Source organism: Streptococcus suis YS161 (assembly GCF_002760245.1).
Classification (GTDB): domain Bacteria; phylum Bacillota; class Bacilli; order Lactobacillales; family Streptococcaceae; genus Streptococcus; species Streptococcus suis_I.
Window position 1 is genome coordinate 81,886 of record NZ_ASCA01000056.1, and the last position, 20,352, is coordinate 102,237.

Annotated in this window: 19 protein-coding genes; 15 read left to right on the forward strand and 4 right to left on the reverse strand. The window is 40.6% G+C overall.

The features are described 5' to 3' along the window. The first annotated feature begins 4 nt into the window (after positions 1 to 4). From pta to mutY, 5 genes are all read left to right on the forward strand, one after another. Positions 5 to 979, forward strand: coding sequence for a phosphate acetyltransferase (pta, locus tag SST111_RS07630; protein WP_002935239.1), 975 nt, complete (start codon positions 5 to 7; stop codon positions 977 to 979). A gap of 1 nt (position 980) precedes the next feature. Beyond that, positions 981 to 2,720: an ABC transporter ATP-binding protein gene (locus tag SST111_RS07635; protein ID WP_099810528.1), complete on the forward strand. Its 1,740-nt coding sequence runs from the start codon at positions 981 to 983 to the stop codon at positions 2,718 to 2,720. Further along, the gene (locus SST111_RS07640; RefSeq protein ID WP_099810529.1) at positions 2,707 to 4,449 is read left to right on the forward strand and encodes an ABC transporter ATP-binding protein; all 1,743 of its coding nucleotides are present in this window, start codon (positions 2,707 to 2,709) and stop codon (positions 4,447 to 4,449) included. Before SST111_RS07635 ends, SST111_RS07640 begins: the two co-directional genes overlap by 14 nt. Next, the gene (locus SST111_RS07645) at positions 4,433 to 4,825 is read left to right on the forward strand and encodes a PaaI family thioesterase (RefSeq protein ID WP_029751809.1); all 393 of its coding nucleotides are present in this window, start codon (positions 4,433 to 4,435) and stop codon (positions 4,823 to 4,825) included. The genes SST111_RS07640 and SST111_RS07645 overlap by 17 nt, the downstream gene beginning before the upstream one ends. A 177-nt stretch (positions 4,826 to 5,002) precedes the next feature. Then, entirely contained in the window at positions 5,003 to 6,163 is a 1,161-nt protein-coding gene (gene mutY, locus SST111_RS07650; protein WP_024403429.1) for an A/G-specific adenine glycosylase, read from the forward strand. Positions 6,164 to 6,825: 662 nt separating this feature from the next. Here mutY and SST111_RS07655 read toward each other — a convergent pair. After that, complete coding sequence (locus SST111_RS07655; protein ID WP_099810530.1) at positions 6,826 to 7,626, reverse strand: helix-turn-helix domain-containing protein; 801 nt, start codon at positions 7,624 to 7,626, stop codon at positions 6,826 to 6,828. 130 nt (positions 7,627 to 7,756) lie between these two features. On the opposite strand from SST111_RS07655, the gene SST111_RS07660 reads away from it, so the two are divergent. The 3 genes from SST111_RS07660 (at position 7,757) to SST111_RS07670 (ending at position 10,618) form a co-directional block, all read left to right on the forward strand. Further along, positions 7,757 to 8,227: a hypothetical protein gene (locus tag SST111_RS07660; protein ID WP_024385761.1), complete on the forward strand. Its 471-nt coding sequence runs from the start codon at positions 7,757 to 7,759 to the stop codon at positions 8,225 to 8,227. A 19-nt stretch (positions 8,228 to 8,246) separates the two neighbouring features. Then, complete coding sequence (locus SST111_RS07665; RefSeq protein WP_024410480.1) at positions 8,247 to 8,789, forward strand: hypothetical protein; 543 nt, start codon at positions 8,247 to 8,249, stop codon at positions 8,787 to 8,789. Positions 8,790 to 9,337: 548 nt separating this feature from the next. Then, positions 9,338 to 10,618, forward strand: coding sequence for an O-acetylhomoserine aminocarboxypropyltransferase/cysteine synthase family protein (locus SST111_RS07670; protein ID WP_099810531.1), 1,281 nt, complete (start codon positions 9,338 to 9,340; stop codon positions 10,616 to 10,618). A gap of 77 nt (positions 10,619 to 10,695) precedes the next feature. Here SST111_RS07670 and SST111_RS07675 read toward each other — a convergent pair whose 3' ends face one another. Further along, positions 10,696 to 12,228: an ATP-binding cassette domain-containing protein gene (locus SST111_RS07675; RefSeq protein ID WP_099810532.1), complete on the reverse strand. Its 1,533-nt coding sequence runs from the start codon at positions 12,226 to 12,228 to the stop codon at positions 10,696 to 10,698. A gap of 299 nt (positions 12,229 to 12,527) precedes the next feature. Here SST111_RS07675 and SST111_RS07680 point away from each other — a divergent pair, with 299 nt between their 5' ends. Then, complete coding sequence (locus SST111_RS07680; protein ID WP_099810533.1) at positions 12,528 to 13,019, forward strand: GNAT family N-acetyltransferase; 492 nt, start codon at positions 12,528 to 12,530, stop codon at positions 13,017 to 13,019. A 58-nt stretch (positions 13,020 to 13,077) separates the two neighbouring features. On the opposite strand, the gene SST111_RS07685 is transcribed toward SST111_RS07680, so the two are convergent. Next, complete coding sequence (locus SST111_RS07685) at positions 13,078 to 13,818, reverse strand: amino acid ABC transporter ATP-binding protein (protein WP_099810534.1); 741 nt, start codon at positions 13,816 to 13,818, stop codon at positions 13,078 to 13,080. After that, entirely contained in the window at positions 13,818 to 16,016 is a 2,199-nt protein-coding gene (locus SST111_RS07690; RefSeq protein WP_099810535.1) for an ABC transporter substrate-binding protein/permease, read from the reverse strand. Before SST111_RS07690 ends, SST111_RS07685 begins: the two co-directional genes overlap by 1 nt. A 197-nt stretch (positions 16,017 to 16,213) precedes the next feature. On the opposite strand from SST111_RS07690, the gene uvrB reads away from it, so the two are divergent. The 6 genes from uvrB to SST111_RS07720 all read left to right on the forward strand — a co-directional run. Beyond that, positions 16,214 to 18,199, forward strand: a complete 1,986-nt coding sequence (gene uvrB / locus SST111_RS07695) for an excinuclease ABC subunit UvrB (RefSeq protein WP_099810536.1) — start codon at positions 16,214 to 16,216, stop codon at positions 18,197 to 18,199. 514 nt (positions 18,200 to 18,713) lie between these two features. After that, positions 18,714 to 19,127, forward strand: coding sequence for a YSIRK-type signal peptide-containing protein (locus SST111_RS07700; protein WP_228377189.1), 414 nt, complete (start codon positions 18,714 to 18,716; stop codon positions 19,125 to 19,127). 105 nt (positions 19,128 to 19,232) lie between these two features. Next, complete coding sequence (locus SST111_RS07705; protein WP_180274038.1) at positions 19,233 to 19,736, forward strand: GNAT family N-acetyltransferase; 504 nt, start codon at positions 19,233 to 19,235, stop codon at positions 19,734 to 19,736. Further along, on the forward strand, positions 19,729 to 19,884 hold the full coding sequence (locus SST111_RS07710) for a DNA mismatch repair protein MutT (protein ID WP_024381332.1): 156 nt from the start codon (positions 19,729 to 19,731) through the stop codon (positions 19,882 to 19,884). Before SST111_RS07705 ends, SST111_RS07710 begins: the two co-directional genes overlap by 8 nt. Before the next feature lie 140 nt (positions 19,885 to 20,024). Continuing rightward, entirely contained in the window at positions 20,025 to 20,198 is a 174-nt protein-coding gene (locus SST111_RS07715; RefSeq protein ID WP_044689879.1) for a hypothetical protein, read from the forward strand. Further along, positions 20,195 to 20,352 (forward strand): replication initiator protein A (locus SST111_RS07720; RefSeq protein WP_180274039.1); only part of this gene is annotated, 158 nt, incomplete at its 3' end. The genes SST111_RS07715 and SST111_RS07720, both read left to right, overlap by 4 nt.

The following is a 20,352-nucleotide window of genomic DNA, read 5'->3' on the forward strand; positions in this document are numbered from 1 at the left end:
GTTCATGAAAATTTTTGAGCAATTAGCTACAAAGCTAGAGGGTAAAAAAGTACGTATCGTATTGCCAGAAGGTGAAGAACCACGTATCTTGCAGGCTACAAAACGTTTGGTAAATGAGTCGGATGTAGTACCCGTCTTGCTTGGAAACCCAGATCGTATTAAGATTTACCTTGACATTGAAGGGATTACAGAAGGTTTTGAAATTATTGACCCAGCTCATTATGATAGATATGATGAGATGGTAGCTGCTTTGGTAGAGCGCCGTAAAGGTAAGGTATCAGAAGAGCAGGCACATGAGTTGTTGAAAGATGTTAACTACTTTGGTGTTATGTTGGTATATATGGGCGTAGTAGAAGGTATGGTATCTGGTGCGATTCATTCAACTGCTTCAACAGTTCGTCCAGCTCTTCAAATCATTAAAACAGAGCCAGGTGTATCGAAAACATCAGGTGCCTTCTTGATGGTAAAAGGTGAAGAGCGTTATATTTTTGGTGACTGTGCTATCAACATTGATCCAGATGCTCAAACCTTGGCAGAAATCGCTATCAACTCAGCACGTACTGCTAAAATGTTTGGTATTGATCCAAAAGTTGCAATGCTCAGCTATTCAACAAAAGGATCTGGTGCTGGTCCTAAAGTAGATAAAGTTGTTGAAGCTACAAAAATTGCTCAAAAATTGCGTCCTGAGTTGGATTTGGACGGTGAATTGCAATTTGATGCTGCCTTTGTTCCTACCACAGGTAAATTAAAAGCACCAGGTTCGAGTGTTGCTGGTCAAGCGACTGTATTTATCTTCCCAGGTATCTCAGCTGGTAATATTGGTTATAAAATTGCCGAACGTATGGGTGGATTTGCAGCGGTAGGTCCTGTTTTACAAGGTTTGAATCAGCCTGTAAACGACTTGTCTCGTGGTTGTAACCCTGATGATGTTTACAACTTGACCTTGATTACTGCGGTTCAGGCTTTGGAGCACCGTTAATATGAAATTTTTATCACGATATTTTAAGGACTATATTAAGGAATCCATATTAGGTCCAGTTTTTAAACTATTGGAAGCTTGTTTTGAGCTTTTGGTACCATTAATTATCGCCTATATCGTTGATACAATTATTCCAAATGGCAGCCAGGGAAACCTGGTTGCTATGCTTTTTTTACTGGTTGGTCTAGCATGTATTGGAATTATTGTTTCACTAATAGCGCAATATTATTCAGCTAAAGCAGCGGTTGGAGTGACTAAAGAGCTGACGAATGACTTGTATCAGAAGGTTCTTTCCCTTCCCAAGTCTAGCCGAGATATTCTTTCCTCATCCAGTTTGCTGACACGATTGACTAGCGACACTTTACAAATTCAAACGGGTATTAATACTTTTCTTCGTTTGTTTTTACGTGCTCCAATTGTCGTATTTGGTTCGCTCATCATGGCATTCTATATTAGCCCAAGTCTATCTGCCTATTTTCTAGGAATGATTATCTTATTGATTTTTATAGTGACAGTCATTTCTGTTATGACCAGCCGTATTTATCAATCGATACGAAAAGAATTAGATGGTTTGGTGGGGCAGGTACGTGAGACAGTGACTGGTTGGCGAGTGATTCGTGCATTTGGACAAAGAGAGCGGGAAATTAAGGCTTTTCAAGGCATAAATCAGATTTATAAGAAGCAACAGTTGCAGGCTGGTTTTTGGTCTAGTCTTTTATCGCCATTGACATTTTTAGTGGTCAACGGCACCTTACTCATTCTCATCTGGCAGGGAAATATAGCCATTTCACACAATTTGTTGGAACAGGGGATGTTGGTCGCTCTTATCAACTACCTTCTTCAAATTTTAGTTGAATTGGTCAAGATGATTATGGTCGTGTCTACTCTCAACCAGACCTATATTTCAGCGCAACGTATTCAAGAGGTTTTTGACCAAACATCTGAGGATGTAGAGTCTAGTTTGCCAATAGTGGTTAGTGAGGATAAGGAGATTATCTTTTCTGTGCGTCATCTTTCCTTTTCTTATCCAAAATCTGCTGAGGAGTCCCTGTCTGACATTGCTTTTGACTTACGTAAAGGCCAGTTTATGGGAATTATCGGGGGAACTGGGTCAGGTAAGTCCACCCTAGTAGATTTATTGCAGGCACTCTATTCAGTGCCAACAAATCAGCTCTCTCTCTTCATTGATGGAAAAAGTCCTAAGAATTTAAAAGAGTGGCGGCAGCAAATTGCCGTCGTTCCGCAACAGGCTCAGCTTTTTGCTGGAACTATACGTTCTAATTTATCTTTAGGATTGGAAGAAATATCTGATAGTGACCTATGGTCTGCATTAGAAATTGCACAGGCTAAATCTTTCATAGAGGATAAAGGTGGTCTGGATAGCCCAGTCGAAGCCTTTGGGAAGAATTTTTCTGGTGGACAGCGTCAACGTTTGACCATTGCACGCGCTATTTTACAGAAAGCACCGATTTTAATCTTGGATGATGCGACCTCTGCTCTGGATTATTTGACGGAGAGTCGATTATTAGTGGCTATTCGCCAGGAATTACCAGGTCAGAACTTAATCATGGTGTCACAAAGAACCAATAGTTTACGGACAGCTGATCAGATTTTAGTCTTAGAACAAGGGCGTCAAGTTGGGCTTGGTCGCCATGAGGACTTACTGAGAAGCTCTGCTATTTATCAAGAAATTCACCAATCGCAACAACAAGGAGAGGAGGATAGCTATGAGACAATCTAGTTTTAAGGAACTGGTCAGATTGGTTTTACACCAGCCCCTTCGAATGTCCTTGATGTTGGTGGGAACTTTGGTGCAAGTCCTTCTGACAGTTTATCTGCCTATCTTGATTGGTCAGGCAGTCGATGCAGTATTGATAGCAAATGGTCAGGTCTTGCTCGGTATCTTAGGCAAAATGGTGATGGTTATCTTGCTTAATACGCTGGTGCAATGGTACTTACCTTTGGTAACCAATCGCTTGGTTTACGGAATGGTGGCCGACTTGCGTGAACAGGTCTATGTGAAGCTGCACCAGATGCCCCTATCTTATCTGGATCGTCAATCAGTCGGTGATTTGGTGGCTCGTTTTTCAAGTGATAGTGAGCAATTAACAAATGGTCTCTTGATGATTTTCAATCAATTTTTCATTGGTATCTTGACCATTTTCTTAACTATTTTCACTATGGCTAGGCTTGACTTGACCATGATGTTGCTTGTTGTCGCCCTGACTCCGGTTTCTCTGCTTGTGGCACGCTATATCGCTAAGAAATCCTATGGTTATTATAGGCAACAGACTCAGGCACGTGGGAGGCAATCTCAGCTTTTGGAAGAGTCCATCAGTCAATTGACACTGGTTCAATCTTTCAATGCTCAAGAGCAATTTACGCAAGGTTTTCAAGTTGTGAATGACCAGTATGCAACCTATTCCCAACAGGCTATCTTTGCCTCTTCAACGGTCAATCCAAGTACGCGGTTTATCAATGCTATTATTTATGCCTTACTTGCAGGACTTGGAGCGCTGAGAATTATGGCAGGAAATTTTACAGTGGGATCTCTGACAACCTTCCTCAATTATGCTAGTCAGTACAGCAAGCCTTTTAATGATATTTCTTCGGTCCTATCGGAATTGCAGAGCGCCTTAGCTTGTGCAGACAGGCTGTTTGCTATCTTGGCTCTAGATAGCATTGACGATCAGGCTGAGCGGAAAATTGATTCAGAGGAGTTGAAGGGAGCTATTTCCTTTGACAATGTGTCTTTCTCATATAGCCCTGACCGTTCTCTGATAGAACAGTTGAACATTGATGTCAAAGCTGGACAAAAAGTAGCCATTGTTGGACCTACTGGTGCTGGTAAATCAACCATGATTAACCTTCTTATGCGTTTCTACGATGTGACGGCTGGTCAGATTGTCTTAGATGGGGTTCCGATTAGCCAATACAGTCGTGAGGATCTTCGCAGACAGATTGGGATGGTTTTACAGGAGACATGGATCAAATCTGGTACCATTCATGATAATATTGCCTATGGCTATCCAAATGCCACGCGGGAATTGGTCATTGAGGCGGCAAAGGCAGCTAATGCAGACTTCTTTATTCGTCAGCTTCCACAGGGTTACGATACGGTTTTGGCAGATGGAGGAGAAGGCTTATCCCAGGGACAACGTCAGCTTTTGTCTATTGCGCGTGTCTTTGTCAAGATACCTAAAATCCTGATTTTAGATGAGGCGACCTCCTCTATTGATACACGGACAGAAATTTTAGTACAGGAAGCATTTGCCAAATTGATGGAAGGACGGACCAGTTTTATTATTGCTCATCGCCTATCAACCATTCAATCAGCTGACTTGATTTTGGTCATGGTGGATGGAAAAATTGTTGAACAAGGGAACCATGAAGCGTTGATGGCTGAACAAGGCGTTTATTATCAAATGCAAACAAGTCAGCAGACAGAGGAGGATGAAAGTGTTAGATAAATTAAACTTACAACCGATTACGGTTTTAGATGACTATCAAGCTACAATGCTCAATGAGAAAGAGGTGCTACTGACTACAAAGGTGACGGAAAAATCTCTCAATCCATACGGTATGGCACATGGAGGCTTTCTTTTCACATTGGCAGATTCAGTTGCAGGTCTGACAACGGTAGCACGGGGTTCTTATTCTGTCACCCTACAGTCCAATATCCATTATATGAAGGCAGCTAAACTTGGTGATACCTTATCAGTAATAGGCTCTTGCACACATGATGGAAGTAGAACAAAGGTCGTCGAAGTTAAGATAGAAAATCAAGATAAACAGCTACTTACTTCAGCAAGTTTTACCATGTTTGTAACAGGAAAAGTAGAATAAAACTCTTCGAACATCAAAAGCAGACAGTCTTGGCTAGATTTAGAAAAACAAATTCGTTCGTTCTATTTCCAACCTCCAAAGTTTCCCCAAACCTTTGGAGCTAGTTTGATTTTGATTATAAACGATATAAGGGAGTTGGCAAAAGCTGGCTCCCTTTCTTTGTGTTATACTAGATGTATGTTAGATTTGAAAGAATATGGAATTGAAATGTGGCCGGAGGAAAAGATTCAAGCTTTTCGCAAGGCACTCTTAGATTGGTATGATGCCAATAAACGTGATTTGCCTTGGAGAAGGACCAAGGATCCGTATGCTATATGGGTTTCTGAAATCATGCTTCAACAGACAAGAGTAGACACGGTCATTCCTTATTATGAACGTTTTCTCCATCACTTGCCTACGATTAGTGATTTAGCACAAGCACCAGAGGAGGTCATTCTCAAACTCTGGGAGGGATTGGGCTATTATTCGCGCGTGCGGAATATGCAAAAGGCGGCTCAGCAAATGGTAGAAGATTTTGATGGGCAATTTCCGACCACGCATGCAGCCATTTCAAGCCTAAAGGGCATTGGTCCCTATACTGCTGGAGCAATTTCCAGTATTGCTTTTAATTTGCCAGAACCAGCGGTAGATGGCAATGTGATGCGGGTTCTCAGCCGCTTGTTTGAGGTTGATTATGACATTGGGCTTCCTGCCAATCGCAAGATTTTCCAAGCGATGATGGAGCTATTGATTGATCCAGAGCGACCGGGCGATTTCAACCAAGCTCTGATGGATCTAGGGTCGGATATTGAATCGCCAGTTAATCCACGTCCCCAGGACAGCCCAGTCAAAGCCTTTAGCGCAGCCTACTTAAACGGTACAATGGATAAGTATCCAATCAAAGCACCAAAGAAAAAGCCGATTCCCGTGGCCTACCAGGGATTTCTCATCAGAAATAAAGACAATCAATTTTTATTGGAAAAAAATAATGAAGCAGGTCTTCTATCAGGTTTCTGGTCTTTTCCGCTTTTGGAAAAAGGAGCAATCGTTGACAAACAAGTCTCTCTCTTTGAAGTTGCAGAAGAAGTTGTTCAGCCAGATATTCGGCAGAGCTTTACGGAACTTTATGGTCTGACTGTTGATTGGCAAGAGCAAGAATTTGGCATCGTCCAGCACATTTTTAGTCACCGCAAATGGCAGATAGAAATGGTAGAAGGTGTGGCAGAAACACTTAACCTTCCAGAATCAAAAGAATTGAAATGGGTTTCTGTAGAAGATTTTCCTACCTACCCATTTGCTAAGCCGCAACAAAAAATGTGGGAAAACTTTATCAAGGAAAAAGAAAAGCAAAAAAGTTGACTTTGGAGCACATAATTATTTGAAAGCGTTTTATAATAGTGGTATAATCTAATTGAAAAAAGGAAATAGTTAGTTAAGATGTTGAACGCCATCTGAATTGTTGAAAGGAGTTCTTTAGCGTTCGTAGAAGTGTATATACTATTAGCCATCTTTCTCTAATAAAAAGAGAGGGATGCTAGTAGGGGAAAAGTCCGTTATCCCTGTTTTATATCTATTTGTGATATCCATTGTCAAATGCATAGCATTAACTCATTATTTAGCCTTGCTACCCGGTTCAATCAGAAGTAGGCTAAGGTTATTCGTGTCGTAACTACTATGTGTTCAAGATGTTGTAACTTTTGAACATAACCTTAGAAAATCACAAAAAGCTCTAGCGATTTTCATCATAATAAGCAATCTCCACACTTTAGACAAATAGTAAGAGGACAATCAAAGACATAAGGGTAGCAGAATAATTATTTAATCATTAACTTGTTGTCAAATAACTATCTGGTAATGGACTTTTCCAATTTGACATATAAAAAGGAGGCTGTCATAGCCTCCTTTTACTGTGCTTTTCAGTTTGTTTTCAGTAGGAAAAAACGCCAGCTATACGAACAGACTTTCCAAAACCAGATGGATGAATGTAGCCAATATAACTAGTGATTAACTAGGCTTAGAAATCAATCTGGACTATAAATATCTACAACTTGACCAATAGGCCGAATATCGTCTTCTGGGCTAAAATAGATATCATCATAGTCAGAATTGAGTGATTGCAAATAGTCACCTTTGAACTTTTTAACAAAATTTTCCCCATTGACTGAAAAAATTCCGATCGTATTTAGAGGAATATGAGGAGTTAGGCGAATGAAGAGATAGTCTCCATCCTCGATATGCGGAGCCATAGAATCTCCCACAACCTGAGCGATTGTATCATAAGATTGGTTATCTGGAATCTCATCGTTATAGAATGATACAAGATTGTTCATATCTGTATCCTGCCAGTAACCTGTACCGGCAGAAACCTTACCAGGAACAGGTAATTCGATTCGCTCCCGATAGTCATCCAAGTGAAGAATAGAAGCAGCAGGAGTAACTGAGGCAGTTTGCATAGCTGATAACTGTTCTTGACCAAAAGTTAACCATTGTGCATGGAAATCACCTTTTAATTCATTGTCCAAGGTTTGAACCTCTGGATGAATAGGCTGTTGAAAGAGTTTAAATTGGGAAGGAGTAATCGTTAAAGCTATATCCTGATTGGAATCTAGTTGCTCGATTAGCTCACCAACCGATATAGCCATGCCCTTAGCGACTTTTTCTAGCGTATCCATCGTTGGCAGGAGAGCTTTTTTGGTTTTGGGATGCTGGTTCTTTTCCAACATAGAAATATAACCTTTTGTTAAACCAGATAATTCAGCGAATTTATCCATTGATAATTTATTCTTGCTTCGGTATTCTTTTAAAATATCACCTAAAATCATGGTTGTCTCCTTATCTGTTTAACCAATTATACCATTAAAAAATATTTTTTGCAAATTTTGTTTAACATGTTTGACAAAAAATCAAAACGGTGTTATGATAATCTCACAAAAAGAAAAATAGGAGTCGCAAATGAAAAGGATGACAGAGATTTCTTGGAATGATATTTATAAAGAGTGGGAAACCTATGCTAATCATTTTGGTTTGACGACTCCGATAAATACTGAAAAATTGCGAGATCAGAAATCGAAGGATTTTGGAAAAGGAAGTCTGATTACGCTGGACTTATTAGCCGATTACGATACTGATTCTGAGAAGACCGCAGCTATTTGGGTAGCTTCGTTTTGTAGAGATTTAATACAAGATTACGCATATTTACTAAATGGTAGAGCCTATCTTACAGTCAATCAGATTTATTTTCAGGCACTCAAACAATTCCAGTCAGAAGCGGTAATATGGTCAAAACCTCTCACACGATTACAACCGAAGTTATTTGTATCTTATCGTTTGTTGGAAAATCTTGATTTGAGTCATTATTCTTGTGTAGTGGAGTTAGCAATGTTGCAGGCTAGTATGGTTCGGACACAGATATTAGAAAAGTAATTATAGTAGGAGAATGAAAATGTTTGATTTGTTGAATAAGAAAGCTGAAGTATCGAAAGTTGCAGAGTATTGGAATGATACTTTGATAGAAAGAGGAATTTTGAGCGCTGATGAATTGCTTGAAGGAAAATGCTGGAGATGTAAAAGTTCTCATGGTGTAGCTGTGTGTCAGATTGTATCAAGCAAATGGAGCAAGGATACGAGCCTGGCTAATCAGATGGTCCTCTGTCTATCCTGTCAGCATGAAAAACCTAATGTAGCTGATACAGAAATTGTGTGGCAATGGTTAGAAGTTGAGAATAATGAACGTTACTGGACTCTACAAGGTATGGCAGAATATGAGAAAATGTATAAAAAATCGGTACTTCAAGAGTTATGGGATATGGGAATTAGAGATGGTGAAGAAGTCGAGACGCTTGTAAATAAAGTAACTAGCCTTTCTCGTAAGAATGATATTGTTTTAAATAGAGCAACATTAGCAGGATTATTTCGCTGTGAAATCGAACAAATGCGTCGAAAGGCATTTCTAAATTGGACAGGAATTTTTAAGTTAGTCAGTTAACTGATGCAGTTGTAGGAAAACATCTCATGCTGATTGGAGTAACAGATAAATAAAAAGCGCATCAGCTTAGAATCTTAAAGAAAGAAGTCTACTGATGCGTTTATAGGATTATATTTCAGCTAATAAAAATTGGAGTGAATGTTTTTGAATTATAGCTATTAAAATCAGGGAGGTTATTCGATGTTAGAAATAAAACGATTCTCCTTTCTAGAAAATCGGTAACCGCAATGTTGACAACGATAATAAGTCCGATCAGCTTCATAGAGCATTGCAAACATAGCTTCCTCTATGCCATTGATTGCATGACCAATCATACCGACTTTACGAGAATATCTTTTTTGTGTTGGAATGTAAGTTTGCAGTTTTACTGACTGACATTTTAGTCATTTAAGTGCTTGTTTAGTATCCATGTAATATGGAAAAATTTTTCTTATAGGATAACTGATTAGTGGCTATAGTTGTTAACTATACATATCTCTAATGTTTAAGTATTAGTCAAGATGGTAAAAATGAGGTAGAATACAGAAAAAGATCAAAGGAGTACCTTTATGACTAGAGAATTTTCATTTGAAACCCTTCAACTCCATGCTGGGCAGGAAGTTGACCCCGCGTCAAAATCACGTGCAGTACCGATTTATCAAACCACTTCCTATGTATTTGAAGATGCTCAAGAAGCAGAAGATTTATTCGCTTTACGTAAACCGGGGAATATCTATACTCGTATCACGAATCCGACGGTCTCTACTTTTGAAAATCGTGTAGCAGCCTTAGAAGGTGGGATTGGTGCCTTGGCCACTTCTTCAGGAATGGCAGCCATCACATACACTATTCTAGCGCTAGCACATGCTGGAGATCACATTGTGGCGGCAACGACACTCTATGGTGGGACTTTTAACCTATTCAAAGAAACCCTTCCTCGCTATGGTATTACAACAAGCTTTGTAGATATTGATGATTTTGAAGCGGTAGAAGCTGCGATTAAAGATAATACAAAACTGGTATTTATTGAAACCTTGGGAAATCCTGTTATCAATATTCCTGATCTTGAAAAATTAGCAGAAATTGCACACAACCACCATATCCCGCTTGTTTCAGATAATACCTTCGCAACCCCATATTTGATTAATGTATTTTCTCATGGTGTTGATATTGTAGTCCATTCAGCAACCAAGTTTATCGGTGGGCATGGTACGACCATTGGCGGTGTGATTGTCGATAGCGGCAAGTTTGACTGGGCGACATCTGGTAAGTTTCCGCAATTTGTTGAAGAAGATCCAAGCTATCATAACATTAGTTATACTCGTGATATTGGTGCTGCAGCATTTATTGTAGCAGTTCGTGTACAATTGCTTCGCGATACAGGTGCTGCCCTTGCTCCATTCAACGCTTTCTTACTTTTACAAGGGTTAGAAACCTTGTCTCTCCGTGTAGAGCGTCATGTGTCTAATGCTGAAAAAATTGTTGACTTTTTACTTAGTCATCCTCAGGTAGAGTCGGTCAATTATCCATCACTTCCAGATAGTCCTTATAAGGCTTTGGCGGATAAGTACCTGCCTAAGGGAGTTGGCTCTATTTTCTCTTTCCAAGTAAAAGGCGGAGCAGAAGAAGCGCGTAAGGTTATTGATAGTTTGGAAATCTTTTCTAATCTAGCAAACGTTGCCGATGCTAAATCACTAGTAGTTCATCCAGCTACAACCACGCACGCTCAATTAGCACCAGCAGACCAAATTGCAGCAGGTGTAACACCAAATCAAATCCGCCTATCTGTTGGTCTTGAAAATATCAATGATTTGATTGAAGATTTGCAACTTGCTCTTGATAAATTATAGGTTGTGAATCGAATGGCATGATTTCATTCTTTATGAATAAATAAAAGGAAATTTGGCGTGTGTGCCAGTTTCCTTTTTTATATATGTTCTAGTTCTTCCAGTCCATTCTCAGTTAGTCGGTAGATTCTTTGACAAACCTCTTTCAAAAAGCGTCTGTCGTGTGATACGCATACCAAGCCACCTGGATAATCGGCAAATAGTTGACGAATATATGGCTGAGAAGTAGGAGAGAAGTTTCGGCTTGGTTCATCTAATAAGAGAAAATTGGCTTGATCAAGAACCATTTTTAACAAGAGTAACTTGGCTTTTTGTCCCCCCGAAAGTTCACAGATCTTGTGATGAACTTCTTGTCGTGTAAACTGCAGACTGGCTAGATGTGTTAAGATAAGTTGTTCCTGCTCACGATTGCCATTTTCTAATAAAAAATCAAGTGGAGTTTTAGACTCATCAAGGACTTCTGTATAGTGCTGGGGCATGTAGCCCAAGTTTATATCCGCTCGTTGCCTGAATTCTTTATAGATTATCTTTAGAAAGCTGGATTTACCAATTCCATTTTGTCCAATGATACCAATCTTATCTTGCCCATTTATGTTGAAATGGATGTTTTGAACGAGTAGTTGCTCGTCAACCTTTAATTGGAAGTTTTCTAAGTGAAGCACTTGTTTTCTAGCTGGTAGTGGTGAAATGTCTGAGAAGAAGAGGGAAATAGCATCTTCATGAAAAGGAACTTGTGTGAGATTTTCTTTCATTCTTTCATAGCGTTTTTCACGTGATAAGACATTTTTCATTTTCTTGGCTATGAGCCGTCCTAGTGTGGCATCATGGGTGTTGAGCAAGGTATGACGAACCTGTGATTTTTGACGTAGGTGCTTGTTCATAGCTTTGTCAAATTCTTTTTTGTCGTTCCGAGCTTGTTGGACTTGTTTCTGATAGGCTTGTTGGCGTCTCAATGCGTAATCCTGGTAGTCCAGTTCTTCAACCTTGGTTTGAGCAAGTGTTTTCTTCTTAACCGATTCTAGGTGAATGATTTTTGTGGCTGTTTTGCTAAGAAAGTCTTCATCATGGGAAACAAATAGAATGGTTTTAGGGTTCGTGATGATATAGTTTTCAAGCCAAAGTAAGGTATCTAAATCCAAGTCATTGGATGGTTCATCCAGAAAAATAATATCAGATGGAGTTGCTAGAGATTTGATTAACTGAATTTTTAATTTTTCGCCACCTGACAGGCTTCCAATCAATTGTTGACTGGCAAATCGCTCACTGTTAAACTGGAGTTGCTCAGCATAGAGGTAGAGTAGGCCGTAATCAATGTCACTGTCCATATCTCCGAAGAAGTAGTCGTTCAAGGTTAGCTCTGCTATTTCCAGTGGAAGACTTTGGGGAATGTAGACTGGTGAGCAAAAATTTCGTTGAATATTGCCTGATTGAAGCAGGTAGTCAGCAACAAGAGTTGAGTCCATCAAGGTGAGTAATAGACTGGATTTGCCATTTCCTTCTTCCCCGATGATGGCTATTTTATCGCCAGGGTTGACAATGAAGTTTAGGTCGTGAACCAAGGTTCTTAAATCTTTTTGATGGTCGAGAGATAAATGTTGAGTGGTTAGTAGCATAGGGCCTCCTTTACAAGAAAAAACACACTACCTATTTAGTAGTGTGTCGAAATCTGCTCAAAAAGACCCTATTCAAGGAATAGAGGAAACAGAAAAATGGACGCAAGAAAACTACTAAATAAGTATAGAACTTAGATTGAGTTTACTTGTTATTGTCCATTTCTCCTTACCTCGCATGCTTTATTTATTTCAGTATAGCATTTTGATAAAATCTTGTCAATTAGCATGCTATAACATTTATTGATATTGATAGAGATGTATGTTAAAATGAACTTATTGTAAATGAGAGAGGATCCGAAATGGCAATCACTGGAATTAAGCAAGCAGATATTTTAGAAATAGACAAACAAGTCCGTTTACGTCGGTATGATGGTCAGCATGATTTTGCTTTTGAATGGCACCAAGATCTAGAATTGGTCTGGCTTGTTGATGGCGATAAAGAACGTTATAGTCTTGACTTGCTCAATCGTATGTATGATTATTTGTCTAAAAATGGCGAATGTTACTTTATTGAAATTTTTGAAGACGATCAGTTTATCCCAATTGGTGATGTGACGCTGTTTGCAGATGATTTTGCCATTGCCATTGGAGATAAGCGGTATTGGAAAAAGGGAATCGGGACTAAGGTATTACAGCGAATGATCGAGCGTGCAAGGGAAGTGGGTCTTGAGGAAATACTTGTCGAAGAAATTTATGACTGGAATACGGGCTCCCGTAAACTATTTGAGAAATGTGGCTTTGAAGCTGTTGAAAAGACAAAGAAAGGTTGGTCTTACAAGATGATATTGTAATTGTATTATGAAATGCTAAAAAAGCCTTGACTCTTTGGGTCAAAGGCTTTTTGCATATCTACACATTCAATACCTTATCTAGGAAGTCTTGTAAACGTGGGTGTTGTGGGTTATCAAAGATTTGCTCTGGGGTACCATCTTCAAGGAACTCACCGCCATCCGTAAAGATAACACGGTTAGCGACCTTGCGGGCGAAGCCCATTTCGTGAGTTACGATCAACATGGTCATACCTTGCTCAGCCAAGTCTTTCATAACATTGAGTACATCGCCAACCATTTCAGGGTCAAGGGCAGAAGTTGGTTCGTCAAAGAGCATGATGTCTGGGTTCATAGCCAAGGCACGAGCGATAGCAACACGTTGCTTCTGACCACCTGAAAGGCTGTCTGGCATAGCATCGCGTTTGTCTGCCAATCCTACTTTTTCCAATAATTCCATGCCGACCTTTTCAGCTTCAGACTTGTCCATCAATTTGTGTTCGATTGGCGCAAATGTGATATTGTCAAGTACAGACATATGAGGGAAGAGGTTGAAGTGTTGGAATACCATTCCGACATTTGAACGGAAGGCGTCAACATCTGTCTTAGGATCGGTTAAGTCATATCCATCGACTATTACTTGACCACTTGTAATGGTTTCAAGTAAGTTCATTGTACGAAGGAAGGTCGATTTACCTGAACCAGAAGGACCGATGATACAAACAACATCGCCTTCATAGAACTTAGCAGTAATACCTTTGAGGACCTCGTTTTTACCATAAGACTTGTGTAAGTCATGGACGTTAATTTTTAATTGAGCCATTATTTGCCTCCTTTTTCGAGTTTGCGTGCTAAGCGAGTCAAGAGTGTGATAACTACCAAATAAATGATGGCAAGAATTGCATACATACGGAAGGATTGGTAGTTACGTGCAATAATGATTTTACCTGCTTGGAAGAGTTCGACCAAACCAATCGCAGAAATGATAGTAGTATCTTTCAGAGTAATAACAAACTGGTTGATGAAGTTAGGCAACATAATTTTACCAGCTTGAGGTAGGATAATCTTACGCATGGTTGTTCCGTAGGAAATACCCAAACTGCGAGATGCTTCCATCTGACCAGCTGGAACTGCCTGAATACCACCACGAACAATCTCAGCAATATAGGCACCAGAGTTGAGGGATAGGGCAATGGTACCAGCAACAAAGTCGTTAATTGGTGATTGTTGACCTGTGATGGATTCAATCAAGTTTGGGATACCCCAGAAGATGAATGCAGCGACAATCATGAGCGGAATACCACGAACAACATCTACAAAAACAGATGAAGTAACACGGAGTGCTTTAACAGGGCTGACAGCAAACATACCGAAGATAATACCGATGACAATTGCAATAGCAAATGATAGAAGGGCAAGTCCAATTGTGATACCAAGACCTGAGAGCAATTGACCGTAGTTGTTTTTCAAAAGACCAACAATCGTTGTCTCATCAACAGTTGAAGTCGTTGTGCTTGCTTCTTCAGTTGAGTTGAAATACTTATTAAGGATTTCATCATACTTGCCTGATTCAACTAGGGTAGCTAAGCCATTGTTAAACATTTCAATTAATTCTGGGTTGGCACCTTTTTTAACGGCAAATCCGTACTCACCTGATTTTTCGCCAGGAATTGGTGTTGCAAAGTTGCGACCTTGTTGGATGGCATATAGAAGAACGGCTTCGTCATCCATAAGAGCATCAATAGAACCAGAGTTTAAACTGTCATACATACTTGAAGCTTCGTCGAAGGCTTTTAGGGTGTAACCATATTTTGCCTTGTTTTCTTCTAAGAAGCTATATGAAGCAGTACCATTTTTAGCTCCAACAGTTTTCCCTTTTAAGTCCTCGTAAGAAGCGATGTCGCTACCATTTTTAACAGCTAATAGGATGTTTGAAGTATAGTAGGCGTTTGAGAAGTCAAAGATTTCCTTACGAGCATCTGTGATAGACATACCGGCAATAACTGCATCAGCTTGTCCAGCTTGAACAGCATTTAGTGCAGCGTCGAACCCAGGGTTTTGAATGGTAATGGTAAATCCTTGTTGTTCAGCGATTGCCTTGATTAATTCCATATCGATTCCGACATAGTTACCTGATTCATCTTGGTATTCAAATGGAGCAAAAGAAGAATCTGCCACAATTGTGTAGCTTGATTTGACAGGTGTTGCTTTAGCTGATGCGTTTCCTGTTAAGCTTAAACGAGATGAGTAATCTGTACTTTCGGCAGAAGTGGTAGAAGTTCCTAACCATTTGTTCATGATTGTTTCGTAGGTGCCATCTTTCTTCATCTCAGCTAAAGCCTTGTTAAAGTCTTCAACAAGATATTCATATTGGCTACCTTTTTTTACAGAGAAACCAAATGAACCGATTGCTTCGCCTTCGATGTCAATGCTTAGGTCTTGACCTTGTTGGATAGCGTATTGAATAACCGCTTCGTCGTCCATGACTGCATCAACAGCACCAGCAGAAAGGCTATTATACATCAAATCGCCAGTATCAAAAGTTTTTACGTTGTATCCGTACTTGTCTTTGTTTTCATCTAGGAAGTTTTGGGCTGCGGTACCGTTTTTGACACCGACAGTCTTGCCTTTAAGGTCCTTATATGAAGAGATGGTATTTGCTTTTGTGGTAGCGATAACGATTTTGGTGTCGAAATAAGGGTCTGAGAAAGTAAATACTTTCTTACGCGCTTCGGTGATAGTTGTACCTGCCATTAGGGCGTCCGCAGATCCAGCCTGTACAGCGTTTACAGCTGCATCAAATCCTGGGAAGCTTTGATTCATGGTCCAACCTGAGCGCTTGGCTACTTCGTTGATGATGTCAACATCTAATCCTTTATAAATTTGATCTGAGTCTTTAAACTCGAATGGGGCGTAAGCATTGTCAAATACGATATCAATAGTATCGTCAGCTTTAACGCCAGTAAAAATAAAGAATACTGGCAGAATGCTTGCCAATAATATGAGTAATTTTTTCTTCATTTCCATACTCCTTCTATTATAAAATAACTGTCCTAGTATATCATATTCTGAAAATTAATGCAAAATCGAGGCTTTTATAATGTTAGAAGTTCTAACATACAAAGTCATTAAAATGTGAGAAAATTTAATATTTTGGACATAGTTGTGAATGGTTTATAATGTTTCTCCATTAGTCGAACTTATGATAAAATAGAAGTATGATTAATCGAAATACTGAAAACCAATTTAAACTTGTATCGAAATATTCCCCATCTGGCGACCAGCCCCAAGCCATTGAAACCTTGGTTGATAACATCGAGGGGGGCGAAAAAGCCCAGATTCTCATGGGGGCGACTGGTACTGGTAAGACCTACACCATGAGTCAGGTCATTGCCCGTGTCAATAAGCCCACTCTGGTTATCGCCCACAACAAGACCTTGGCTGGTCAGCTTTATAGTGAGTTCAAAGAGTTCTTCCCAGAAAATGCGGTAGAATACTTCGTGTCCTACTACGATTACTACCAGCCCGAAGCCTATGTCCCGTCCAGCGATACCTATATTGAGAAGGATAGCTCGGTCAATGATGAGATTGACAAACTCCGTCACTCAGCAACCTCAGCCCTGCTGGAGCGAAACGATGTTATTGTTGTAGCTTCGGTTTCTTGTATCTATGGTTTGGGTTCGCCCAAGGAATATTCTGACAGCGTGGTCAGTCTGCGACCAGGTCAGGAGATTTCCCGTGACCAGTTGCTCAATTCTCTGGTAGATATCCAGTTTGAGCGCAACGACATTGACTTCCAACGGGGACGTTTCCGTGTGCGTGGGGATGTGGTGGAGATTTTTCCAGCTTCTCGTGATGAACACGCCTTCCGTGTGGAGTTTTTCGGGGATGAAATCGACCGCATTCGTGAGATTGAAAGCCTGACAGGTAAGGTCTTGGGCGATGTGGACCACTTGGCGATTTTCCCTGCCACCCACTTCGTGACCAACGACGACCACATGGAAACGGCCATTGCCAAGATTCAGGCGGAACTGGAAGAGCAGCTCAAGGTCTTTGAGGCAGAAGGAAAACTCTTAGAAGCTCAGCGATTGAAACAACGGACCGACTACGATATCGAAATGCTGCGGGAAATGGGTTACACCAACGGAGTTGAGAACTATTCACGACACATGGACGGGCGAAGCGAGGGCGAGCCTCCTTATACTCTGCTGGACTTTTTCCCTGAAGACTACCTGATTATGATTGACGAGAGTCACATGACCATGGGGCAGATTAAGGGGATGTACAATGGTGACCGCTCACGCAAGGAGATGTTGGTCAATTATGGTTTCCGCCTCCCAAGTGCACTGGACAATCGTCCGCTGCGCAGGGAAGAATTTGAGAGTCATGTCCACCAGATTGTCTATGTATCTGCGACGCCGGGTGATTATGAAATGGAGCAGACTGATACCGTTGTCGAGCAGATTATTCGGCCGACAGGGCTTTTGGATCCAGAAGTGGAAGTCCGTCCAACCATGGGTCAAATGGATGACCTCTTGGGTGAAATCAATGCCCGTGTTGAGAAGGGTGAGCGGACCTTTATCACTACCCTGACTAAGAAAATGGCAGAGGACTTGACCGACTACCTGAAAGAAATGGGTGTCAAGGTCAAGTATATGCACTCGGACATTAAGACCTTGGAGCGTACGGAGATTATTCGTGATTTGCGTTTAGGCGTCTTTGATGTCTTGATAGGGATTAACCTCTTGCGTGAAGGGATTGACGTGCCAGAAGTCAGTCTGGTTGCTATTCTAGATGCTGACAAGGAAGGTTTCCTCCGTAATGAACGAGGGCTCATCCAGACAATTGGTCGTGCGGCCCGTAACTCTGAAGGTCATGTCATCATGTATGCGGACAAGGTCACCGAGTCCATGCGCAAGGCTATGGACGAAACAGCCCGCCGCCGTCAAATCCAGATGGCTTATAATGAAGAGCATGGCATTATTCCACAGACCATTAAGAAAGAAATCCGTGACCTGATAAGCGTGACCAAGGCTATCAATCAGGACAAGGAAGAAGTGGTCGACTTCAATGCCCTCAACAAAGACGAACGCAAGGCTATGATCAAGAAACTGGAAGGTCAGATGCAGGAAGCAGCAGAAGTACTTGACTTTGAACTGGCAGCCCAGATTCGTGACATGGTCATTGAGTTGAAGAATACGTAGTAAGAGTTACTAGGTTCAGTGATTTAAGTAGAATGAAATTACAAGAGGCGGCAGGTAGAAATTGACCTGCCACCTTTTATAATACTTAAAATTTTTACTTGTGGACTTGGGAGTGGGAAAGAACTCAACCATTCATAAGAAGAGTTCGTCAACAATTTTTCGTTTTAAGTTGTTGAGCTGAAACAGTCTATTCCCAGACTGTTTCACTCCCACCCCTGCACAGCTCAAACTGTCTGGGAGACAGTTTGAGGTTGGAGATGAAGCGAACTCTGTTCGCATCAGTCGTATAGGCCAGATTTGGAGTGTAAAATGCGAATTGCTGAGATTTGCTTCGCAAATCTTATCTCCAACCTTTAACAGTCCACTGGACTGTTAAACCCAATCAACCACTGCGCTGAGATGTTGATACGAACTCTGAGAAGTGGCTTTGGACTTTTTGCCCAGCCTCGTCCCTATAAAAGGTTATAATGGTTTCTATACTATTTAGGGAATAGGGGGAGTTTTTATAAAAAATATTTTTGGTGAAAAACGACAGCGGTTCGGTTTTCGGAAACTGTCAATTGGACTTGTCTCGGCAGCTGTAGCAAGTTTGTTTTTGGCGTCATCGGTCGCAGCGGCACCGTCAGCTAGTGCTCAGTCTATCAATTATTCCTATGTGACAGAGCAAGAATTGACAGATGCAGAAAAGGAGTTGATTATTCGTGACTTGCCTGGCTTAGCTCAGGAAACGGATGCAAATTATTACCTGATCTATCGTCCAGCTACTGGCACAGCATCTACTCCATCGACAAGCACGTCTCAAGTTTTGCCAAATACTGGCTCTGTAGAAACCGGACTATTGGTGGTGGGTGGAGTGTCTCTCCTGTTATTAGCTGTTAGATTTGATAAAAAAGGTAAGAAAGAGTTGACGGCAATGTCATTAAGTTAACTAACCCACCACAAAACGTGATAGGTTAGTTAAATTAATGACATTGGGTCTTGTGCCAACTTGTTTTTTAATGTATACTAGAGGAAAAATTCGGAGGTACATTAGATGATGATTAAACCACTGGAAACGAAAAGTGAAATGCTAGGTAAGGCCTATGTTCATTGGAAATCATGGCAGGAGGCCTATGCTGACTTGTTACCTCAGGAATTTTTAAAGAATACTTACACCTTAGAACGCTGTCAAGACTGGGCAGTTCGGTATCCTCAGAATATCCTGATTGCTGTGATGGATGATAAGGTGGTTGGTTTTGCCTGTTACGGCTCGTCTAGTCAGGAGGATTTGCAAGGTGCAGGGGAGCTCTACGCCCTCTATGTCTTGGCGGACTATTATGATCAGAAGATTGGTTACCAGCTCATGCAGGCGGCTTTGGAAAAATTGCAGAGCTACGAAACCATTACTCTCTGGGTCTTGGAGGGGAATGCGCGTGCCATTACCTTCTATGAAAAAGTGGGGTTCCGATTTGATGGTGTCAAAAAAACAGTCAATTTAGGCGCAGAACGCACAGAATATAGAATGATTTTAAAACAGAAAGAGGGAGAAAATGGCTAGAAAAGAAATGGTCACTTTGACCAACATGTGTCTAATCGAAGATAAGGAAGGGAAGGTCGTTGTACAGATTCGAGATCCCAAGCGTTATCGTTGGTCTGGTGTTGCTTTTCCAGGTGGGGATTGTGTCATAATAATGACAGGTGCTTAAAACGCTGTCAAATCAAGGATTTGAGTGTTCTACAATCTGTCATTAAGGAGGAAAAATTTATTTTTTATTTATAATATCATATCGCACAAGCGAGGACATTTTACTAAGTGTTCTCGTTTTTTTATTTTCAGGAGGAATTCATGCAAAAGAAGGAACAATCATCACGCCAAATCGTGATGTGTCATCTCGTGGCTATTTTAGGAGTTGATATTGAGAAAGCAACTCAACTGGTAAATGAAATGGAACAAACAGGTTTAATCCGATTTGATGAATATGGAAATATTGGAATTTTAGTCTTGGAGGGACAATCATGAAACGAATTACCGCTAATCAATATCAGACATCAGAGCGTTATTATAAACTCCCTAAAATTTTGTTTGAGAGTGAACGTTACAAGGATATGAAGCTGGAGGTTAAGGTAGCCTACGCGGTTTTAAAGGATCGGTTGGAGTTGTCTTTGAGTAAAGG

Bases quoted from the DNA above. Each gene is read 5' to 3' on its own strand.
- SST111_RS07640 (WP_099810529.1), top strand. From the start codon at position 2,707: ATGAGACAATCTAGTTTTAAGGAACTGGTCAGATTGGTTTTACACCAG.
- SST111_RS07660 (WP_024385761.1), top strand. From the start codon at position 7,757: ATGAAAAGGATGACAGAGATTTCTTGGAATGATATTTATAAAGAGTGG.
- SST111_RS07710 (WP_024381332.1), top strand. From the start codon at position 19,729: ATGGCTAGAAAAGAAATGGTCACTTTGACCAACATGTGTCTAATCGAA.
- SST111_RS07680 (WP_099810533.1), top strand. From the start codon at position 12,528: ATGGCAATCACTGGAATTAAGCAAGCAGATATTTTAGAAATAGACAAA.
- SST111_RS07715 (WP_044689879.1), top strand. From the start codon at position 20,025: ATGCAAAAGAAGGAACAATCATCACGCCAAATCGTGATGTGTCATCTC.
- SST111_RS07665 (WP_024410480.1), top strand. From the start codon at position 8,247: ATGTTTGATTTGTTGAATAAGAAAGCTGAAGTATCGAAAGTTGCAGAG.
- SST111_RS07675 (WP_099810532.1), bottom strand. From the start codon at position 12,228: ATGCTACTAACCACTCAACATTTATCTCTCGACCATCAAAAAGATTTA.
- mutY (WP_024403429.1), top strand. From the start codon at position 5,003: ATGTTAGATTTGAAAGAATATGGAATTGAAATGTGGCCGGAGGAAAAG.
- SST111_RS07635 (WP_099810528.1), top strand. From the start codon at position 981: ATGAAATTTTTATCACGATATTTTAAGGACTATATTAAGGAATCCATA.
- SST111_RS07705 (WP_180274038.1), top strand. From the start codon at position 19,233: ATGATGATTAAACCACTGGAAACGAAAAGTGAAATGCTAGGTAAGGCC.
- SST111_RS07645 (WP_029751809.1), top strand. From the start codon at position 4,433: ATGAAAGTGTTAGATAAATTAAACTTACAACCGATTACGGTTTTAGAT.
- pta (WP_002935239.1), top strand. From the start codon at position 5: ATGAAAATTTTTGAGCAATTAGCTACAAAGCTAGAGGGTAAAAAAGTA.
- SST111_RS07670 (WP_099810531.1), top strand. From the start codon at position 9,338: ATGACTAGAGAATTTTCATTTGAAACCCTTCAACTCCATGCTGGGCAG.
- SST111_RS07655 (WP_099810530.1), bottom strand. From the start codon at position 7,626: ATGATTTTAGGTGATATTTTAAAAGAATACCGAAGCAAGAATAAATTA.
- SST111_RS07685 (WP_099810534.1), bottom strand. From the start codon at position 13,818: ATGGCTCAATTAAAAATTAACGTCCATGACTTACACAAGTCTTATGGT.
- SST111_RS07690 (WP_099810535.1), bottom strand. From the start codon at position 16,016: ATGAAGAAAAAATTACTCATATTATTGGCAAGCATTCTGCCAGTATTC.
- uvrB (WP_099810536.1), top strand. From the start codon at position 16,214: ATGATTAATCGAAATACTGAAAACCAATTTAAACTTGTATCGAAATAT.